A 19,193-nucleotide genomic window follows, 5' to 3' on the forward strand; every position below is an offset into this window, starting at 1 on the left:
TGCTTCGCCCGGAGTGGGTCAAAATCACTCGATTCAGTTGTTGGGCAATCGCGCCGGACCCAGCCCGAGAGGCAGCTTCAGAACCGGCGCGAAGTGCGGCGGTTACTTCTTCAAGCAGAGAGTGAATGGCTTGACGCGTGACCGGCTCCGCATTGACACTACGCGCGTCAGCGCGCTCGCGCTTCAGGAAGGCCACGCGGTCGCGAACGTCTTCCCTGTTCGCCAAGCGACTGGCGGCTACTTGTCGTCCCTTGGAAGGGGGCACGGGAGGCTCTGCGCTCTGACAATACGCAGGAAGCTGAGTCATCCCATCACACAGAAGGACGGCGAACCGTTCCGCCCTTGGCTTGAGAGCCTGACTACCCGGCGCGTTAGCCACAACTACGACAGTCCAAGTTTGCGCGCCATCGCGATCCGGTCACCGCCGCGAAGCTGCGACACCATCTTAATAGCCGCTGCTTGCTCTTCGACCGAAAGTATCTTGGGCTTTGCGGTCTTCGGCTGTGCGGCTTCTATCTGACGGGCACGGCGAATCTTCTCATGAGGCGAAAGACGATTCCATTCGTTACGCGCATGGTCGTGCGCCGGGTCTTTCTGATCCGCCAGAATGCGAACTAGCTCTCGCTCTTTCGCGGCTTGCGCCACGCCGGGATGACGCTGAATCTCAGCGTCGAATGTAGTCAACAGATCTTCGTCACCGGAGAGCACGGCAAGGCGCACGCACAATACTTGTGCCAGTTCTTCCTTCGGTACCTCAACGCCGAAGTCTTCGCGGACCTTGGCAGCAAGGCGGTCGGTCATAGTGTGCCAGCGCGCCTGCAACTCGGGCGATGTAGCGACGATGCGGCGGAATTCTTCAGACATCACCATACGCCTCCGCGTTCTGCAACGCCAAGGTGCGTAGGTTCCTCTCGGTCACATTGTCCATATGGGCATATGCAGTCCAGAGCCACGAGACCACATTCTCAATATCGTAGAAACGTGTCGGCAAATGCGATCCATTAAGCTTGATGCCCTTGTAAGGCATAGACTTCGGGCGGGACAGAGCAGAAAACATGTTCACACTACTGATACTTCTACGGGTGGCGACAGCGATATCGCCATAGGATACAATCCCGGTCATTTCTATCTATCCTCATAAATAGGTGATTTAAGGAATAGATCGAGCCCCCGGCACAAAAATATCCCATGTAGCTCGCATTGTATTAAATGACATTAGATACGTCAAGTAAAATTAGCATAACGGGTCATAGTTAGAATTTTCGAAATGCGAGCTTAGTCGACTAATTTCTTGTTGTATTCATGGGCTGCAATCTTGCTTTGTTGTTTGAGCACATAATCCACGAAATGCGGTTCTGTTTCTGCCTCGTCATCTTCAAGGAAGGTGCTCCAAACTGCCAAGTGTTTTGCCGCCGTCTGGGGGTCCAGTCGAGCGTAAATTTGTTGCGTCACAAGAGTGTTGCTATGGCCCAAGAGCTTGGAGACGACCTCCAACGGCACGTTCTTGTTGAGCAAGAGGTGGCCAATCGTCCGCCGAAGAGTATGCGCGCCCAAGGGCTTCGGTCGGACCTTCTTCCAGACATGAATCTGATGGTTCTTGGTTACCGGCAAGTCGCTGTCCGTTTGAGCGGTCTTTGTCCGACCGACGCCGATACTGGACGGGCGCGGAAAAACGTATGTGTCCGACCAGCGGGGCAGGTTCCGAAGATGGTCCACTTGGAGTGGTCCTAGTGGAAAAACTTTGTCTTGGCCGGTCTTGTATCGGTCGGCGGGGATGGTCCATGTCCCCGCCTCAAGATCGACGTCCCTCCACAGCATTTCGCGCGCCTCGATACCGCGACACGGGAAGATCATAAGGAACCGTATCAACGCCGCACCGATTGGGTACCTGTTTTCTATTCCGGTCAGGTTGTCGCCAAGGGTCCTGATGTCTTCTCGGTTAAAAAGGTCCAGCCGCCGACTTGGAGTTGCCATCTCCAAGCCTTCGGTCGGATTTCCAACCATGTAGCCGAGCTTGCGGGCGATGGCGCATAGCTTCGAAACGTAAGCTATCCAGCGCCGGACCGTCGCCGCCGAATTAGGTTTGGTGCGCGCCTTGCCCTTGGGCGAAAGGGGGTATTCAGTGCGCTTCTTGTTGTACCAGCCTTGGAGCTTGTTGTGGGTGAGGGCGGTCAGCTTCAAGTGACCTAAATCGGGCTCAATGTGCTTGGCCCATGTTCGGCGGAACTCTTCCGCATGCCCGGCGCTGACTGCCGACGAGTAGGTCTGATCCCAAACCTTGAAAACGTCCCTCAAGGTTTCGACGGCACGGGGTAGATCTTCTGCGACGATCTTGCGCGCGCGGTCTCGGGCTTCGCTGACGCTTATCTCTCCGACGCGGGCAATCTTACGGGTAAGGACGCGCCCCTCCGTCTTCGACGTCCAGCGAGCTTCGTAAGTCTTCGCCGTAGGTGTGAGGCGCACCTTCAGTTCGGGTACCTCAAGGTCGCTGACCTGTCCGCCGTCGCGCTCATAGTGAAGGCCGTCGATTACCGCTTTAGTCAGCTTGATGCGTTTGGTCATTTCTGGCCCTCCAACCGATCCTGCTACAATTCTGCTACGCGCGGAACGCAGAATCGGGGGTTATCCACAGAATGCGGCCAAACTATGAGGAAACGCTCACACGATCAAAATAATGCATCTTTACATAAACTTACGGGCTGCGGACCCTTTCGCCAAAATGTCACATCTGGGGGGTAAAAAGGCAAAATCACCAGATTTAGGTTCTGGCGCCGCAAGGCGTGGGGGTTCGAGTCCCTTCACCCGCACCACTGCCCCTTTTCGCCCGGAACCGCCGTCAGGGGATCGCGTTGTCCTGCCGCTCAGTCAGGACACCCAGATGAATCTCCAGACCCAACCGGACGCGGACACCGGCGCCATTTATGCGATCGTCAACCAGGGCTCCGGCACCGGCGAAGGCACGGACTGCGCCTCGCGCCTTCAGCAGGCGCTCTCGGCCACGGGGCGGTCGCTTGAGGTGCATGCCGTCGCGCCCGGCGACGACCTGACCGAGATTGCCCGCGCGGCGGCCAAGAACGGCTTCACGACGGTCGTGGCGGCGGGTGGAGACGGCACCATATGCGGCGTGGCTGCGGGTCTTGTGGACTCCGGCGTGAACATGGGCGTGCTGCCGCTTGGAACGTTCAACTTCTTCGCGCGAAGCCTTAATATCCCAGAGGAATTCGATGACGCGGTCGAGGTGATCCGGTCTGGCCGCACGGAACCCGCGACGCTCGGCGACGTGAACGGCAAGGTGTTCATCAACAATGCCAGCATCGGCGCCTATGCGATGATCCTGAAAGAGCGCGAGGACGTCTACAAGACCTGGGGCCGGAGCCGCATGGCGGCCTATTGGTCTGTCCTCAAGGCCATGATCACCCTCTACAAGCCCCTGACGATGGCGGTGACCGTCGACGGCAAGAAGGTTCGGACCAAGACCCCCATGGTCTTCGTCGGTATCTGTGCCTACCAGCTCGAAGAGTACGAGCTCGACGGCGCCGAGGCTGTGCGTGACGGCAAGTTCGCCGTGATGATCGCGCCCGACAGCGGACGGCTCATGCTGATCTGGCGCGCACTCAAGGTCGCCTTTCGCGGGGCCCGCAAGGATCACGACTTCACGCTTCTCACGGGCGAAGAGGTGTTGATCGAAACGCGCCGGGCCGAGCGCCTTGTCGCGCGCGACGGCGAGAACGAGCGCATGAAGGGTCCTTATCGTTTCAGGGTCTTGAAGGACGCCGTGCAGGTGCTGGTTCCTGAAGGATGAGGCTGGTCCAGATATCCGACCTGCACTTCGGGCGGGAACGGCCCGACCTTCTCGTCCCCCTGTCCGATGCGATCCGTCAGGCCAGTCCCGACCTCGTCGTCATGGCGGGCGATTTCGTCCAGCGCGCCCGCGCCTCGCAGTTCCGCCCGGCAAGAGAGTTCATGGATCGGCTCGAGGTGCCGTGGCTTGCCGTCCCGGGAAACCACGATATTCCGCTTTACAACCTGTCCTCCCGGCTCTTCGCACCCTACGCCGCCTACTCGAAGTTCATCGCTGCAGAACGCGAGCCGGTGCGCAGCTACCCAAGCGTCGAGATCGTGGGTCTCGACACCACCGATCCCCGGGCGCACCAGCGAGGCAAGGTCACCGCTGCCCAGATCGACCGCATCGCCGAGCACATCACGCGCAATGTCGGCCGCAAGACGGTCATCATCGTTGCGCACCACCCGTTTCACCACGCGGAACTGATCGAAAAGAAGCTGATGCTCTGCGCCCCGGACGCGCTCGAGACATGGTCGCATTGCGGCCCCCACGTCATCCTTTCAGGGCATCTGCACCACTGGCGGGTGGAGCCATTCGTGGCGCGCAAGGGCGTCCAGCAGACCCTTCAGGTCCACACCGGGACGGGGCTTTCGTCGCGCGTGCGCGGCGAGCCGAATGACTTCGCGGTGATCGACGCGAAGGGCGACAAGCTGAGGGTGATGCAAATGGCGGTCCCCGAAGGAAAGGCGCAATTCGAGACCGGGGAAATCCACGTCTTCCGCCGCGGCGTCTCGGGCTGGACCGTGGTCAGCGACGATGCTCTGGCCCGGGCCATCTGACGCCTTCCGGAACGCCCGTTTCCGCTTGCGCCCCTGCCGTCCCCGCCCTAGAAGGGCCGCTGATTTTCCGGCCCCGCGCCGCACGCGCGCGGGACAGACACGAGGATACCCATGCAGGTCACCCAGACGCTGAACGAAGGGCTGATGCGCGGCTACAAGCTGATCGTCACGGCCGAGGAACTGGACGCGAAGGTCAACGAGAAGCTCGCCGAGGCCGCCCCCGAGGTCGAGATGAAGGGCTTCCGCAAGGGCAAGGTGCCGATGGCGCTTCTGCGCAAGCAGTTCGGCCCCCGCCTTCTGGGCGAGGCGATGCAGGAAAGCGTCGACGGCGTCATGGCCAAGCACTTCGAGGAGTCTGGCGACCGTCCGGCGATGCAGCCGAAGGTCGAGATGAAGAACGAAGGCTGGAAGGAAGGCGACGACGTCGAGGTCGACATGACCTACGAGGCGCTGCCCGACATTCCCGAGGTCGACCTGTCGAAGATCAAACTGGAAAAGCTGGTCGTCGAAGCCGATGACGCATCGATCGACGAAGCGCTCCAGAAGCTTGCCGAAAGCTCCCAGAACTTCGAGGATCGCAAGAAGGGCTCGAAGTCCAAGGACGGCGATCAGGTCGTGATCGACTTCGTCGGCAAGGTCGGAGGCGAGGCCTTCCAGGGCGGCGCGGCCGAGGATTTTCCGCTGACGCTTGGGTCGGGTCAATTCATCCCCGGCTTCGAAGAGCAGCTCGTCGGCGTGAAGGCCGGCGATGAAATGACGGTCGAGGTCAGCTTCCCCGAAGCCTATGGCAACAAGGAACTCGCCGGCCAGGCCGCGACCTTCGACGTCACCGTCAAGGCCGTGAAGGAACCGAAGCCTGCAACGCTCGACGACGATCTGGCGAAGAAATACGGCGCGGAAAGCCTCGACGCGCTGAAGACCCAGGTGTCGGAACGGATCAAGTCCGAATACGACAGCGCCTCGCGCGCGGTGATGAAGCGGGCGCTTCTCGATGCGCTCGACGACGTTGTGTCGTTCGACCTGCCGCCGTCTCTGGTCGAAGCCGAGGCAGCCCAGATCGCACACCAGCTCTGGCACGACGAGAACCCGGATCACCAGGGTCACAATCACGACAAGATCGAGCCCACGGAAGAGCACAAGAAGCTCGCCGAGCGCCGTGTGCGTCTCGGACTTCTCCTGGCCGAGCTTGGTCAGAAGGCCGAGATCAAGGTGACCGACGCCGAGATGACCCAGGCCGTGATGAACCAGGCCCGCCAGTATCCCGGGCAAGAGCGGCAGTTCTTCGAATTCGTTCAGCAGAACGCCCAGATGCGGCAGCAGCTTCAGGCGCCGATCTTCGAAGACAAGGTCGTCGACCACATCTTCGAGCAGACGACCGTGAAGGAAAAGAAGTCATCCAAGGATGAGCTTCAGAAGGCGGTCGACGCGCTCGACGACGAATAGGCCCCGGCCGATCCGACAACGAGAAGGGCCGCCCCGAGAGGCGGCCTTTTTCTTGCGACGTCTGCGGGTGGCTCAGGTCAGCGCAAGAACGACCCGCTGACGCTCGTAGGCCGCGAGGGCGACCTTCATCGTCGGCGGCAGAAACGGATTGGGCGAGCCCGCTCGGCGCCACGTCGAATAGCGGCAGAGGCGGATGGAGGTGACGAGGTAGAGCGCAAAAAGCCCGAAACCCAAGACCCTCTCAAGGGCATCCGATCCGGCGACTTTCTTCATTCTTGTCTCTCCCGTCACTTGTAATGTGGTCACACGTTCCCATTGGCCCGGGATTGCGGTCGCTTCGTGGTAGGTGAGGGGAGTTTTCACGAAATTTCTGCGGAAGTTCCGTGCGCAAAACCAAATGTGGTCAGAATAAGGCAGTCTTGCCCCAATGTCGCCACATACGTGCAAAAACTGCGGAAATTACATGTGGAGATTGCAGCGCGTTTTTGGTAAACGGGAGTCACAGTGTCAGTCTACGAGTTATGTCCCATGTTCGACTTCATCTCCGACCACGCCAGCCGGTCCGTCCCTCTCGACAGCGTCGATGCTGAAACCCTCTCACAGGCTATTTCGTCGCTTGCCGACGACGAGCTCGCAGCACTTGAGGACGATCTGGACTTCTGCAGTTTCGCCGGGGTTCCCTCGACCCGCATCCTCAGGGTCCTGAGCAAGGTGACCGACCTCGACGCCGGCTGGGACCGCCAGCTGCGCGTTGAGGCCGATCCCGTGGTCCCTCAAGTCTATTGACGCGTCACAGGGGTTGGCCGCCGAACGGCCGAACCTCGATCCCGGCCTCCGTCAGGCCGTCCCTCACTGCCTGCGCCAGCGCCACCGCCTCGGCACTGTCGCCATGAACGCAGATGCTGTCGATCCTCGTCTCCAGTCGTGATCCGTCGCCTGCAAGGATCGCTCCAGCCTTGACGAACTCCACCATCCGCTGCGCAGCCTCGCCCGCGTCGTGGATCATCGCGCGGGGCTGGCGCCGGTCGACGAGCGTGCCGTCGGCGTTGTAGGCGCGGTCCGCGAAAATCTCTCCCGCCCAGTTGCAGCCGAGGTCGCGCGCCACCGTCTCCATCACCGTCGCGGCCAGCCCCATGATGACGATATCGGGCGCAACATCGAGCGCCGCCTCGAAGCAGGCGCGCGCCATCGCCTCGTCGTGGCAGGCCATGTTGGACAATGCGCCGTGCAGCTTCAGATGCCCTACCTCGCCTCCCGCCGCACGCGCCATCGCCTGCGCCGCTCCGACCTGATAGCGGACCATGTTGGCGAGCGTGGGGATCGGCACCTGCATCTGCCGCCGTCCGAAGCCCTGAAGGTCCGCAAAGCCTGGATGCGCGCCAATTCCTACGCCGTGCTCGACCGCCAGCCGCATCGTCGCCGCCATCGTGTCGGCGTCGCCCGCATGGAACCCGCAGGCAATGTTGGCCGAGGTGACGATCCGCAGAAGCCCCGCGTCGTCGCCCATCTTCCAGGGCCCGAAGCCCTCGCCCATGTCCGAATTCAGGTCGACCGAAAGTGCCATGCCGGAAGGATGCCTTGGAGATCCTCCGAAGCGCAAGACCACAGCACGGCCCAAATCGCACAGCGAGGGCCTTTCGGTACAAGGCGCGTTGTCCTACGAACGGGGCAGGAGATCGGAATGGACACCCCGCCACCGCAGAACTGGGTCGCCTTCCTGGCCGACAAGGTCAGGGAAGAAATCCTTCGGGCCTGGCGCCTGATGCGGGAACGGGGTCCCGACAAGGTCCAGTTCTGGTTCATCGCCCTTCTCATCGGCCTCGCCGCAGGATGCGCGGCGGTGCTGTTCCGGCTCGGGATCAACCTTCTCCAATCGGCGCTCTACGGCACCGACGAGCCCCGGCTGATGCGAACCTATGCGGAGACGCTGGCGTGGTACTGGATCGTCGCCATCCCGGTGGTCGGCGGCCTTGTCGTGGGCCTGATCCTGAACCGCTTCACCGCCGACCACAGGGCCAAGTCGGTGGCCGAAGTCATCGAGGGCGCCGCACTGAACGAGGGTCGCGTCCACACGAAGGAGGGCCTCGCCTCGGCTGCGGCCTCGCTCATCACCCTGTCCACGGGAGGTTCGAGCGGACGCGAGGGCCCGGTCGTTCACCTCGTCGCCGTCATCGCATCCTGGGTGTCGCGCCGGATCAACGCTGATGGCATCACCGGACGTGATCTTTTGGGATGTGCCGTCGCGGCCGCCGTTTCAGCCTCGTTCAATGCACCGATTGCGGGCGCTCTCTTTGCGCTGGAGGTCATCCTGCGGCACTTCGCGGCCCATGCCTTCGCGCCAATCGTGATCGCCAGCGTCGCGGGCACGGTCATCTCGCGCCTCGTCTTCGGCGACGTGACCGAGTTCACCCTGGCGCAGGAGGGCAGCCTGTCCTTCTACGTCGAGCTTCCGGCCTTCCTCCTTCTGGGTTTGCTGTCGGGACTGGTTGCAGCCGTGATGATGGGCACCATCTTCCTCGCCGACGACCTGTTCACCCGCTTCAAGGAACGGACCGGCCTTCCACGCGTCTTGCGGCCGGCACTTTCGGGCCTGATCCTCGGCCTGATCGCGCTCGCCTTCCCGCACATCATCGGCGTGGGCTACGAGACGACCTCGGCCGCGCTGACGGGTGCGCTCGGCTGGCGCGAAGCGGTAGTCTTCTGCGTCATCAAGGTAGTCGCGGTCGCCATCACCTTCGCGGGCCGAATGGGCGGGGGCATCTTCTCGCCCTCCCTGATGGTGGGGGCCCTTCTGGGCCTCGCCTTCGGGTTGACCGCCACGGCGATCTTTCCCGACAACTCCGGGTCGGAAACGCTTTACGCACTTGCCGGCATGGGCGCTGTCGCCGCGGCCGTCCTTGGCGCGCCCATTTCGACCACGCTCATCGTCTTCGAGCTGACCGGCGACTGGCAGACGGGACTTGCCGTCATGGTCGCGGTGTCCATGTCGACGAGCCTTGCGTCACGCCTCGTCCACCGCTCCTTCTTCCTGACCCAACTCGAGCGGCGGAACGTCCACCTCTCGCAGGGTCCGCAGGCCTATCTTCTGTCGCTCTTCCGGGTGGCAAACGTCATGCGCAAGCCGGAGGACCCGCGCTATGCGCCCGAGGACGCCGTCTGGTCCGCCATCGAGGACGGCCACTGGGTCGATCCGAACGCCACGCTCGAAACAGCACTTCCGCAGTTCGAGAACACCGGCCGCGCCTTCCTGCCGGTGGTGACGCTCGGCGCCGAGGGCGAGACGCCCCGCATTCACGGTGCACTCTTTCACGTCGACGCTCTGCGCGCCTACAACCGCGCGCTGGCCGCGACTGCGGCCGAGGAACATCGCTGACCCGTCAGACCTGCTCGATGGCGACCGTATCGGTCGCGTAGAAGGCGATGTGCCCGGCGATCTGCGAGACTTCTGCCTTGGGGCTCTCGTAGGACCACGCCGCGTTCTCGAGGACGGTGCTGCGCGTGACGATCGAATAGTGCGCCGCCTGTCCCTTGACCTGATCCGTCGTCACCTTGTCCGTCACGTCGAGGAATTCCATCGCGATGTCCTCCCGCGGGAAGTAGACGACGAAGGGATAGCCGTCCTCCTCGAGCTTGAGCGCGTCGTCGCTTTCTCCGATGACGGCGCCGCCGGCGCGGACCACCCACGTTCCTTCGGCCGGAGCGATCCGGATATGATCGGCCATGTCGTCCTCCTGTCTGCTGTCGATCCTGCCTCGCGCGGGTGACGACTGCGTGTCACGCGCGGGGCAGGGGCGCCGTGGCGGCATAGAGCCAGTCCCGCGCCTCCGACGAAATTCGGTCAGTCAGCTTCTGTCGCACTTCGGCATGGTAGCGGTCAAGCCAGTCGACCTCCCATGGCCCCATCAGATCCGTGTCGATCAGGCGCCGGTCGAAGGGCACGAAGGTCAGGGTCTCGAAGTCGAGCTGATCTCGCATGTCCCCGATCTTCTCGGCGTCACGAACGACGATCAGGTTCTCGAGCCGGATGCCATAGGCGCCGTCGCGATAGTAGCCGGGCTCGTTCGAGAGGATCATTCCGGGCTCGAGCGGCACTTCCGAGATGCGCGAGATGCGCTGTGGCCCCTCGTGGACCGACAGGTACGCACCGACGCCATGCCCCGTGCCGTGATCGAAGTCCTGCCCCGCCCGCCAAAGCGCCGCACGGGCCAGAGGGTCGATGTCCCGCCCCGAGACGCCGCGCGGGAAGCGCGCCATCGACACGGCGATTAGCCCCTGAAGCACGCGGGTGTACTGCGTCCGCATCTCCTCCGTCGGCTCGCCCACGATCACCGTTCGCGTGATGTCGGTCGTGCCCTTCAGGTATTGACCGCCGGAGTCGATGAGGAACAGTTCGCCGTCGCGGATCTCGCGGTCGGTCTCCTCGGTGACGCGATAATGGATGATGGCGCCGTTCGGCCCTGCGCCAGAGATCGTCTCGAACGAGATGTCCTGAAGCTGGTTCGATTGACGGCGAAAACCTTCCAGCGCCTTCACCGCGCCGATCTCGGTCAGCCCGCCCCTTGACGCGCGGTCGTCCAGCCAGCGCAGGAATTCGACCATCGCCGCGCCGTCGATCAGGTGGACCTCGCGCATCCCCTCGATCTCGGCCGCATTCTTCCGCGCCTTGGGCAGGCTGCACGGATCGTCGCCCCAGGAGACCTCGATCTCGGCCTCGCTCAGGATGGTCGAGACCGCAAGGGGCGCCGTCTTGCGATCGACGCGCACAGGTCCGGAGAGTTGCGTGAGAGCCGCCTCGAACGCCTCCCAGTGATGAAGGTCGACGTCCAGATGGTCAGCGACGCCATCGAACTTCGGAGGGTCCGAAAAGACCGAGACGTGCCCGTCGTCGAAGAGGATGGCGAAGGCCTGCACGACCGGGTTCCGCGCCACGTCCGAGCCGCGGATGTTCAGAAGCCAGCAGATCGAGTCGGGCAGGGTGAGGATCGCTGCCCTTTGACCGGCGCGCCGCAGCTCTTTGGCCAGCCGGTCCCGCTTCGCGCTGCTCGTCTCGCCCGCGACGTCCAGCGGGTGCGCCCTGACCGGGGCCGACGGTAAAGGGGGGCGGTCCTGCCAGATGCGGTCGACGAGGTTGTCGCAGGCGACGAGCCCGATCTCCGGCGCGGCCTTGCGCGCCGCCTCGATCTCGTCCGTGGTGTGCAGCCAGGGGTCGAACCCCACCCGAGCACCTGCCGGCAGATGATCGGCGAGCCAGGGACCGAGGCGGACTTTCGGGAAGTCGACCGGGCTGAAGTCCGACGCCACCTGCGCGGTCACCTGAAGCCGATAACGTCCGTCGACGAAGACCGCGGCTTCCTCTGCCGTCACCACGGCGAAACCGGCGGATCCGGTGAACCCCGTGAGCCAGGACAGACGCTCGTCCGCGGGCGCGACATACTCGCCCTGATGACGGTCCGAGCGGGGGACGAGGAAGGCGTCAAGCATCTCCGCCGTCATCTCGGCGCGAAGGGCTGCGAGACGTGGCGGTCCCTGCTCGGGCGAGGCGGTGGAGGCAAAGCTTTGGAACATGCGCGGAGGGAACAGGAAGGGCCGCGAGGGCGCAAGCGCGATGTGGGGCCGCGCGGTGGTCCATGCCCTCGGGAAGTCGCCCGTGTTCACGAGCTTGCCGCATTTCTGTGCTGTCCTCGGCCGCGGACTTTATGGAGCCGGACCGAAACGGGATGCTTGCCAGCCTGAAGTACTCCATCGCCGCGATCCTGCTGTGGCTCGTCGGCGCAATCTTCGCGGGCGGGGCGCAGGAGTTCACCAATAGATCCGATCCTGCCACGCTCGTGGTTCTGAAGATCGACTCGCGACGGGATGCCGACGGCCGCACCACCTACCGCCCCGTCCTTGCACTCGACGGCGTCGGGTCGGACAGCTACGCCGGAAACATCTGGTCTCATCCGGCCAAGCACAAGGTTGGCGACGTCGTTCCAGGGCGATATGATCCGGACAGCGGCGAAATGCGCAGCGACGAGATGCTGGACGACGCGTCCTGGATCGGGCGCTTTGCCAAGATCCTCGCCATCCTCGTCGGCATCGAGGCCTTGGCGCTTCTGTTCGGATACCCCGAGCACCTGCTGCCGATCCGCGTGAACCGCCGTCGGCGAAGGTACTATGGTCTGTCGCTGCGCGATCCGTATTGACGTGACCCGGCTGGAGTTGCCTAGGACACCTTCTGCAACCGCTTCAGCCGCTTGCGCGCGCGCGGATCGCTTTCGAAGAGCGACGCAAGCTGTTCGGTCATGGCGCCGGCAAGCTGGTCGACGTCCGTGATCGTCACGGCGCGATCGTAGTACCGCGCCACATCGTGGCCGATCCCGATGGCCAGAAGCTCGACCCGCTTCTTCCTTTCGATCATTGCGATCACGTCGCGGAGGTGTTTCTCGAGGAAGTTCGCGGGGTTGACGGACAAGGATGAATCATCGACCGGCGCTCCGTCCGAGATCACCATGAGGATCTTTCGCGCCTCGTTTCGGGGTGCAAGGCGGCGGTGCGCCCACTCCAGCGCTTCACCGTCGATATTTTCCTTCAGAAGGCCTTCCTTCATCATCAGCCCGAGGTTCTGCCGGGCCCGCCGCCAGGGCGCGTCGGCGGACTTGTAGATGATGTGGCGCAGATCGTTCAGGCGGCCCGGCACTTGCGGACGCCCCTCGGCCACCCACTTCTCGCGCGAAAGACCGCCCTTCCAGGCCCGCGTGGTGAAGCCCAGGATCTCGACCTTGACGTTGCAGCGCTCGAGCGTCCGTGCCAGCACGTCGGCGCAGATCGCGGCGATCGAGATCGGGCGGCCGCGCATCGAGCCCGAGTTGTCGAGGAGAAGCGTCACGACGGTGTCGCGGAACTCGGTGTCCTTCTCCATCTTGTAGGCCAGCGGCACGGTCGGGTTCGCGACGATCCGCGCCAGACGCGCGGCGTCCAGGATGCCCTCGTCGAGGTCGAACAGCCACGACCGGTTCTGCTGCGCCAGCAACCGGCGCTGAAGCTTGTTCGCCAGCCGCCCGACCGCCCCCTTCAGGGGGTCGAGCTGCTGGTCGAGATAGGCGCGCAACCTCTCCAGTTCCTCGGGTTCGGCCAGATCCTCGGCCTTGATCTCCTCGTCGAAGTCGCCAGTGAAGACCTTGTAATTCGGGTCGGCATCGCTGACCGGCATCGGCTGCGGCGGCTCGATCTCGGCCTCGCCCTGCGGCATCTCGGTCTCGTCGCCGCCCTCGGCGTCTGACAGGTCGTCCATCGAAACCTGTGCCTGCGCTTCGTCGTCCGCGCGATCCTGACTCTCCTCGGGGGCCGCGTCGCTGTCGTCCTGCGTGTCCTGGCTGTCGTCCTGGTTCTGGTCGCTGTCCTGCTGGTCGCTGTCCTGCTCGGCGTCCTGCTCCTCGTCGGCATCCTCGCTGTCGGGATCGTCGCCGATCTGGTCGCCATAGCCGAGATCGGTGATGACCTGGCGGGCGAAGCGCGCAAAGGCGGCTTGGTCCGAAAGCTTGTCCTTGAGCGACTCGAGCGTGCCTCCGGCCTGCGTCTCGATCCTGTCGCGCCAGAGGTCGAGAAGATGAGCTGCCGACGGAGGCAGGGGCCGCCCGCTGGCCAGTTGACGGACAAGATACCCCGCAGCTACCGGAAGCGGCGCCTCGTTGATCTCGCGGACCTGGTCGTAGCCCTTCCGCTTCGCTTCGTGCTCGATGCGCGCGTCGATGTTGCCCTGCGTCCCGGGCATCGCGCGGGCGCCCACGGCTTCGCAGCGGGCCCATTCCATCGCCTCGAAGATCTCGCGGGCGAGGGGTCCTTGAGGCGCATAGCGGCTGGCGGTCGCCTCGTCATGGAACTTGCGGCGCAGCGCATAGCTGTCGGCGGTTCCGCGCGCCAGAAGCACCTCGTCCCGCGTCATCCGCCGCGTGACCTGCGGCAACCGCATCCCTTCGGCCGACATGCCCGGAGGGTCGACCGAGAACGTCACGTTCAACTCGGGGTCGTCCGCAAGCGTCTTGGTGGTCTCGGCCAGCGCCTTCTTGAAGGGATCGGCCGGGTTGTCGTTCGGGGTGCTCATGTCTTGCGGTAAATCACTCTTGCCGGGTCGCATCAATATCCGTCGGTCAGGCGGCGTCGCGTCCGCCCGCCTGCGTCACGTCATACGCGGCACGCGCGGCATGGATGCGCTGTGCATTCTCGCCGGTCCATTGTGCGAGGGCGAACACCGGGCGCTGGAGGTCCTCCCCGAGTTCGGTCAAGGCGTAGGTCACGCTCGGCGGTTTGGTGGGCTCGACCGAACGGCTGACGAAACCGTCGCGTTCGAGGTTCCTCAGCGTGCTGGCCAGCATCTTTTGCGAGATATCAGTGATTTCACGCCTGAGAGCATTGAAGCGCATGGGCCCCGCTGAGAGGGCGCGGATGATCTGGATCGTCCACTTGTCGCCGACGCGGCTAAGAAGTTCGCTGATCGTCTGGCAGGTTTCGTTCGCGTGACCTTGTCTCATCGCGGTCTCCTTGTCTCGTCCTCGTGCCTTCTTGCGTCGGCGCGCGTGGGTTCCAGATTGCAGATGGTAACCATTCCACACCATGCAACGCAAGGATACCAACATGGACCCGAAACCCCGCATGGCCGTCATCTACGGCTCTACCCGGTCGTCGCGCTTCGTCGAGAAGCCCGGACGCTGGATCGCCGACCGCGCCCGCGCCTTCGGTGCATGGGACGTCGAAGTCCTGGACCTGGCCGAGATCGACCTGCCGTTCTTCGACGAAGCCACGTCGAACCTCTGGGCGCCGTCGAAGGATCCGAACGCCGTCGCATGGCAGAAGAAGCTCGCGACGTTCGACGCCTTTGTCTTCGTCACGCCCGAATACAACCGTTCCATCTCGGGCGCCCTGAAGAACGCGCTCGACCAGGCCTATGTCGAGTGGGTGCGCAAGCCGATGGCGATCGTGGGCTACGGCATGACCGGCGCGTCACGCGCGGCCGAGCACCTCCGCACCATCGCCATCGAACTCCAGATGGTGCCGATCCGCTTCGGTGTCCACATCCAGGGCGAGAGCTTCCTGAAGGTCCACCCCATGGGCGGCGGCGGCGAGATGAGCGAAATCGAGGCGGCGATTGCGCCCTCGACAGATGCGATGCTGACCGACCTGGCGTGGTGGACGAAAGTCACCGCTGACGCGCGTGCCGAGGCCCGCGCCGAGGCGGCCTGAGGTACTAGCCGAGCAGAAGGCCCACGCAGGCGGCGATCTCGGCCTCCGAGCGCCGGAGGGCCCAGTCTGCATCGTCGGGATCATCGTTGAAGGTGGCGCGGGTCAGTAGACGAGCCTGCGCCTCTTTCGCCTGGATGCGGTGCGACAGGGCCGGACGCAGCTGCTCTGCAGGTGTGGTGGCTTCGAGGAGCGTCATCATCGCCGCACGTTGCGCCTTCGTGCGGTCGGAGGCGGGATCGGACATGAGCCACTGATGTTCCATCAAGGCCGACAGGCGGCCGGTGCAGCCTGCAAAGGTCCAGAAGATGTCGGGCGCGGCCCCGAGGGGACCGGACGGAAAGGCGACGACTGCAAGCGCCGCGATTGCTTTTCTCAAAGCGCCCATGAATCGAACATAGGGCGTGAAAATTGCCGATCCATTGATCGGATCGTGTTCAGTTCATGGCGCGCGCAAAACCGCAACACCCTGGATTCGGTGCGCGAGGATGCCTTTCAGGGAAGAGAGTGATGCCTCAGACCGCGAGAGACGCAGCACTTTCCGGCAGTTCCTGATCGAAGCAGCGCTGATAGAACTCGGCCACGGTCTGGCGCTCGAGCTCGTCGCACTTGTTCAGGAACGTCAGACGGAAGGCATAGCCCACGTCGCGGAAAATCTCGGCGTTCTGCGCCCAGGAAATCACGGTCCGCGGGCTCATCACCGTCGAGAGGTCGCCGTTCATGAAGGCGGTCCGGGTCAGGTCGGCCACCGTCACCATCTGGCCAATGACACGTCGACCCTTCTCGGTGTTGTAGTGCGGCGCCTTCGATAGGACGATCGCGGCCTCGGCGTCGTGACTGAGATAATTCAGCGTGCAGACCAGCGACCACCGGTCCATCTGCGCCTGGTTGATCTGCTGCGTCCCGTGGTAGAGGCCCGTGGTGTCGCCCAGACCCACGGTGTTCGCCGTGGCGAAAAGCCGGAAATATGGATGCGGGTCGATGACCTCGTTCTGGTCCAGAAGCGTCAGCTTGCCATCGACTTCCAGCACGCGCTGAATGACGAACATGACATCCGCGCGGCCGGCGTCGTATTCGTCGAACACGATGGCCGCGGGATTGCGTAGTGCCCAAGGCAGGATGCCTTCCTGGAACTCGGTGTACTGCACGCCCTTGTCGACCTTGATCTGGTCCTTGCCGATCAGGTCGATCCGGCTGATGTGGCTGTCGAGGTTGACGCGCACACAGGGCCAGTTGAGCCGCGCGGCGACCTGCTCGATATGGGTCGACTTGCCGGTGCCGTGATAGCCTTGGATCAGGACGCGGCGGTTGTACTGGAAGCCCGCCAGGATCGCGAGCGTCGTGTCGGGGTCGAACTTGTAGGTCGGATCGATCGGCGGCACGCGGTCGTTCGCTTCGTAGAAGCCCTTGACCTTCATCTCGACATCGATGCCGAAAACCTCGCGGACGTTGATTTCCTCGGTCGGCTTTGCGTCGACGTCGATCCGGCGATAGTCCATGTCAAACCCTTCGCTTCGCGGCGGGCAGGATGCCCGATCACCACCTGCCCGATTTGGCCCGGGGGTGCAAGGCGTCGGGTCCAGAATGCGGCATCTATTCAGGGTTAACCGATTGTTCGCCCGAATCTGGGACACCTCGCCTCGACCGTATGCGGATCGTTTGGTCGTGTAACGATTTGCCTGGTGCGTGGGGCGTCCCCGCCTGCAAGGGCGGGGCGTTTCCATGTGCGGCTTCGTAACAATCCGACGCGGGAACGTGACTTCGTCGTGTGCGAGCCACTGCGTATATATAGGGCAACGATTATTCAGTGAGGATACCATGAACCGACGTGCATTCCTGTCCACCGCAATTGCCGGATCGGCGGTCGCCGCCGTCATCGGGCGTCCTGCCTTCTCCCAGACCTTCGAGGTCTCGCGGTCAGAGGCCGAGTGGCGGGCCATGCTGACGCCAGCGCAGTACGACGTCATGCGCGACGAAGGGACCGAGCGTGCCGGGTCTAGCCCGCTCGACAAGAATTACGCCGACGGGACATACCTCTGCCGGGGATGCGAGCTTCCGGTCTACTCGTCGAAGCACAAGTTCGATTCCGGCACGGGTTGGCCCTCTTTCTGGCAATCCCTGCCCGACGCCGTGCGCACCAAGGACGACCGCTCGCTCTTCGGTCGGCGGACTGAGGTGCATTGCCGCAGGTGCGGCAGCCACTTCGGCCATATCTTCGACGACGGACCGGCGCCGACCGGAAAGCGGCATTGCCTGAACGGCGTGAGCCTGGTGTTCCAGGCCGCCTGACATTTCGTCTGCGCATCTGGCGCTGAACGCTGCACGCCCCGACGACACTCTGCACGAACGCTGTCCGCATCCGCCACGCAAAGACCACCCTGTGGTGCGACACAGAGGATGTCCCTCTGAGGCGTACGACAAGCGTCCCGTCGAGCATCTCCCAGCCCGCCTCCGGTCCTCTCACCGGGGGCGGCCCTGCTTCAGGACTCGAAGTTCCGGCTTTCCTTGATCTGGTCCCAGGCCCACACGACCTCGGCCAGTTGATCCTCGTGCCCGCGGTCGCCGCCGTTCATGTCGGGGTGAAGAACCTTTATCAACCCCTTGTAGCACTTTCGGATTTCGGCCTTCGTCCAATGATCCTTCGCGTCGAGGATGTCGAGCGCGCGGCGCTCGGTCGGCGGCAGCTTTCGAGTGCTTCCGCTGATCGACTTGCCCGGATTTCGAGTGGCGTTCTCACCGAGGATCTGGTGCGGGTCGTCGATCCCGAGACGGGACCAGGCCCGTTGCTCGTCGCCCTTCTTGCCGAAAGGCTTGGTCTCGCGGCCCCAGACGCGATCGCTGTCGACCTGCGCCGAAAACTCTTCCTCGGTCTGGCCGTGGAAGAAGTTCCATTTCAGATTGTACTCGCGGACGTGGTCCTTGCAGAACCAGAAATACTCGTCGAGGTCGTCGGGAGACTTCGGCGCCCGATATTGCCCCGTCTCCTGACATCCGGCGTGCTCGCAGACACGGGTCGAGGTTTCGAAGGCACCGGACATGCCGCGCCGCCCGCGGGAGCGCTTTTTCTTGTCAGCCGATACCCGGAGATCGAAACCGAACGGGTCATCCGTCATCTGTCACCTGCCTTTCCGACTCGGACCAAAGAGTTTAGCTACGCCGTCAGCGGTTTGAAGGGGTATTCGGGAAAAATGAGCGTGATAGAGGAAATCCGTACGAGGCTGGACGGCGCATTCGCGCCAATGCTCCTTGAGGTAGAGGACGAAAGCGAGCAGCACCGCGGTCACTCCGGCTGGAAAGAAGGCGGCGAGACGCATTTTCACGTCCGCATCCAGGGCCCGGCCTTCCAGGGGCTGTCGCGGATCGAGCGGCACCGTGCCATCCACGAGGCTCTCGGGCGGGAGCTTCTGACCCGCATCCACGCTCTTCGTCTGACCGTCGGCCCCTAGTCCGAGCGGCGGGCGGCCCCGAGACTGGGGACGATTCCCGGCTGAGGCGGGGACGTCGTCACCCGGCGCGGCACGACCGGCTCGGACGCATGATGCGCAAGCTCGGGCTCGGGCGCAGCCGACACTGACGCGCGCGCGTCGGTGAGAGCCATGGCCTCGGTCAGGAAGCGCTTGAAGACGAGGACGTTCTGATACGTCGTCTGCGTGCCGGTCAGCCCCTTGCGCTCGTCGCACGGAAGGGTCTCGGCGCGGACGTATTCCCAGCCTTCGTCCGCCATCTCGTTGAGAAGCGTCGAAAGCGAGAGGGCGAACCGCTCCTCGGTGGTTTTCAGCCCGCGCGCCTTCGTGCCGGTGGCCGGGGCGGGAACGGCCTTGTATTCGAACTTGCGCATGGAGGCCTCTCGTTGATCGAGGCGTTGTTTACCAAAGGCAGGCGCGCGACGGAAGAGCAGGAGGCCGGGCGCG

General features: G+C 63.5%; 22 protein-coding genes. 9 read left to right on the forward strand and 13 right to left on the reverse strand.

Annotation, left to right across the window (positions count from 1 at the left end):
* Positions 1–381: 381 nt before the first annotated feature.
* From EF888_RS06540 to EF888_RS06550, 3 genes are all read right to left on the reverse strand, one after another.
* Positions 382–864, reverse strand: coding sequence for a hypothetical protein (locus EF888_RS06540; protein WP_109760263.1), 483 nt, complete (start codon positions 862–864; stop codon positions 382–384).
* The gene (locus EF888_RS06545; protein WP_109760262.1) at positions 857–1,123 is read right to left on the reverse strand and encodes a hypothetical protein; all 267 of its coding nucleotides are present in this window, start codon (positions 1,121–1,123) and stop codon (positions 857–859) included. Before EF888_RS06545 ends, EF888_RS06540 begins: the two co-directional genes overlap by 8 nt.
* Positions 1,124–1,275: 152 nt before the next feature.
* Complete coding sequence (locus EF888_RS06550) at positions 1,276–2,562, reverse strand: tyrosine-type recombinase/integrase (protein ID WP_109760261.1); 1,287 nt, start codon at positions 2,560–2,562, stop codon at positions 1,276–1,278.
* Positions 2,563–2,878: 316 nt separating this feature from the next.
* Here EF888_RS06550 and EF888_RS06560 point away from each other — a divergent pair, with 316 nt between their 5' ends.
* The 3 genes from EF888_RS06560 to tig all read left to right on the forward strand — a co-directional run bounded on the left by EF888_RS06560 (position 2,879) and on the right by tig (position 6,066).
* Positions 2,879–3,802, forward strand: a complete 924-nt coding sequence (locus tag EF888_RS06560; RefSeq protein WP_109760260.1) for a diacylglycerol/lipid kinase family protein — start codon at positions 2,879–2,881, stop codon at positions 3,800–3,802.
* Positions 3,799–4,623 carry a metallophosphoesterase family protein gene (locus EF888_RS06565; RefSeq protein ID WP_109760259.1) on the forward strand — a complete coding sequence of 275 codons (825 nt, stop codon included), beginning with the start codon at positions 3,799–3,801 and terminating at the stop codon, positions 4,621–4,623. The genes EF888_RS06560 and EF888_RS06565 overlap by 4 nt, the downstream gene beginning before the upstream one ends.
* A 111-nt stretch (positions 4,624–4,734) precedes the next feature.
* Entirely contained in the window at positions 4,735–6,066 is a 1,332-nt protein-coding gene (tig, locus tag EF888_RS06570) for a trigger factor (RefSeq protein ID WP_109760258.1), read from the forward strand.
* 72 nt (positions 6,067–6,138) lie between these two features.
* Here tig and EF888_RS06575 read toward each other — a convergent pair whose 3' ends face one another.
* Positions 6,139–6,339 (reverse strand): hypothetical protein, encoded by a 201-nt coding sequence (locus EF888_RS06575; RefSeq protein WP_109760257.1) that lies wholly within the window; start codon positions 6,337–6,339, stop codon positions 6,139–6,141.
* Between the two features lie 255 nt (positions 6,340–6,594).
* On the opposite strand from EF888_RS06575, the gene EF888_RS06580 reads away from it, so the two are divergent.
* Complete coding sequence (locus EF888_RS06580) at positions 6,595–6,852, forward strand: hypothetical protein (RefSeq protein ID WP_109760256.1); 258 nt, start codon at positions 6,595–6,597, stop codon at positions 6,850–6,852.
* Between the two features lie 4 nt (positions 6,853–6,856).
* On the opposite strand, the gene EF888_RS06585 is transcribed toward EF888_RS06580, so the two are convergent.
* Positions 6,857–7,630, reverse strand: coding sequence for a LamB/YcsF family protein (locus EF888_RS06585; protein ID WP_109760255.1), 774 nt, complete (start codon positions 7,628–7,630; stop codon positions 6,857–6,859).
* A gap of 117 nt (positions 7,631–7,747) precedes the next feature.
* On the opposite strand from EF888_RS06585, the gene EF888_RS06590 reads away from it, so the two are divergent.
* Entirely contained in the window at positions 7,748–9,439 is a 1,692-nt protein-coding gene (locus EF888_RS06590; RefSeq protein ID WP_420902661.1) for a chloride channel protein, read from the forward strand.
* A gap of 4 nt (positions 9,440–9,443) precedes the next feature.
* On the opposite strand, the gene EF888_RS06595 is transcribed toward EF888_RS06590, so the two are convergent.
* On the reverse strand, positions 9,444–9,788 hold the full coding sequence (locus EF888_RS06595) for a DUF427 domain-containing protein (protein WP_109760254.1): 345 nt from the start codon (positions 9,786–9,788) through the stop codon (positions 9,444–9,446).
* 52 nt (positions 9,789–9,840) lie between these two features.
* The gene (locus EF888_RS06600) at positions 9,841–11,631 is read right to left on the reverse strand and encodes an aminopeptidase P family protein (RefSeq protein ID WP_109760315.1); all 1,791 of its coding nucleotides are present in this window, start codon (positions 11,629–11,631) and stop codon (positions 9,841–9,843) included.
* Positions 11,632–11,783: 152 nt separating this feature from the next.
* Here EF888_RS06600 and EF888_RS06605 point away from each other — a divergent pair, with 152 nt between their 5' ends.
* A complete protein-coding gene (locus tag EF888_RS06605; protein ID WP_126918524.1) occupies positions 11,784–12,251 on the forward strand; it encodes a hypothetical protein in 468 nt (155 codons plus the stop codon).
* Positions 12,252–12,271: 20 nt separating this feature from the next.
* Here the strand turns inward: EF888_RS06605 and cobT are convergent, their stop codons facing one another.
* Both cobT and EF888_RS06615 read right to left on the reverse strand, forming a co-directional pair.
* Positions 12,272–14,149, reverse strand: a complete 1,878-nt coding sequence (gene cobT, locus EF888_RS06610) for a cobaltochelatase subunit CobT (protein ID WP_109760252.1) — start codon at positions 14,147–14,149, stop codon at positions 12,272–12,274.
* A 46-nt stretch (positions 14,150–14,195) separates the two neighbouring features.
* Complete coding sequence (locus EF888_RS06615; protein WP_338143064.1) at positions 14,196–14,660, reverse strand: winged helix-turn-helix transcriptional regulator; 465 nt, start codon at positions 14,658–14,660, stop codon at positions 14,196–14,198.
* Positions 14,661–14,679: 19 nt separating this feature from the next.
* On the opposite strand from EF888_RS06615, the gene EF888_RS06620 reads away from it, so the two are divergent.
* Positions 14,680–15,285: an NADPH-dependent FMN reductase gene (locus tag EF888_RS06620; RefSeq protein WP_109760250.1), complete on the forward strand. Its 606-nt coding sequence runs from the start codon at positions 14,680–14,682 to the stop codon at positions 15,283–15,285.
* A 4-nt stretch (positions 15,286–15,289) separates the two neighbouring features.
* Here EF888_RS06620 and EF888_RS06625 read toward each other — a convergent pair whose 3' ends face one another.
* Both EF888_RS06625 and cobS read right to left on the reverse strand, forming a co-directional pair.
* Entirely contained in the window at positions 15,290–15,670 is a 381-nt protein-coding gene (locus tag EF888_RS06625; protein ID WP_109760249.1) for a hypothetical protein, read from the reverse strand.
* A gap of 127 nt (positions 15,671–15,797) precedes the next feature.
* Positions 15,798–16,781, reverse strand: coding sequence for a cobaltochelatase subunit CobS (cobS, locus tag EF888_RS06630; RefSeq protein ID WP_109760248.1), 984 nt, complete (start codon positions 16,779–16,781; stop codon positions 15,798–15,800).
* Between the two features lie 319 nt (positions 16,782–17,100).
* Here cobS and msrB point away from each other — a divergent pair, with 319 nt between their 5' ends.
* Positions 17,101–17,571, forward strand: coding sequence for a peptide-methionine (R)-S-oxide reductase MsrB (msrB, locus tag EF888_RS06635; protein ID WP_109760247.1), 471 nt, complete (start codon positions 17,101–17,103; stop codon positions 17,569–17,571).
* A 191-nt stretch (positions 17,572–17,762) separates the two neighbouring features.
* On the opposite strand, the gene EF888_RS06640 is transcribed toward msrB, so the two are convergent.
* Positions 17,763–18,395 carry a DnaJ domain-containing protein gene (locus tag EF888_RS06640; RefSeq protein WP_109760246.1) on the reverse strand — a complete coding sequence of 211 codons (633 nt, stop codon included), beginning with the start codon at positions 18,393–18,395 and terminating at the stop codon, positions 17,763–17,765.
* A 75-nt stretch (positions 18,396–18,470) separates the two neighbouring features.
* Between EF888_RS06640 and EF888_RS06645 the strand changes: the two genes are divergently transcribed.
* A complete protein-coding gene (locus EF888_RS06645) occupies positions 18,471–18,728 on the forward strand; it encodes a BolA family protein (RefSeq protein WP_109760245.1) in 258 nt (85 codons plus the stop codon).
* Here the strand turns inward: EF888_RS06645 and EF888_RS06650 are convergent.
* The gene (locus tag EF888_RS06650; RefSeq protein WP_109760244.1) at positions 18,725–19,120 is read right to left on the reverse strand and encodes a DUF4177 domain-containing protein; all 396 of its coding nucleotides are present in this window, start codon (positions 19,118–19,120) and stop codon (positions 18,725–18,727) included. The genes EF888_RS06645 and EF888_RS06650 overlap by 4 nt on opposite strands.
* Positions 19,121–19,193 lie beyond the last annotated feature (73 nt).

It is taken from the genome of Silicimonas algicola, assembly GCF_003970735.1.
GTDB classification, from domain to species: Bacteria; Pseudomonadota; Alphaproteobacteria; order Rhodobacterales; family Rhodobacteraceae; genus Silicimonas; species Silicimonas algicola.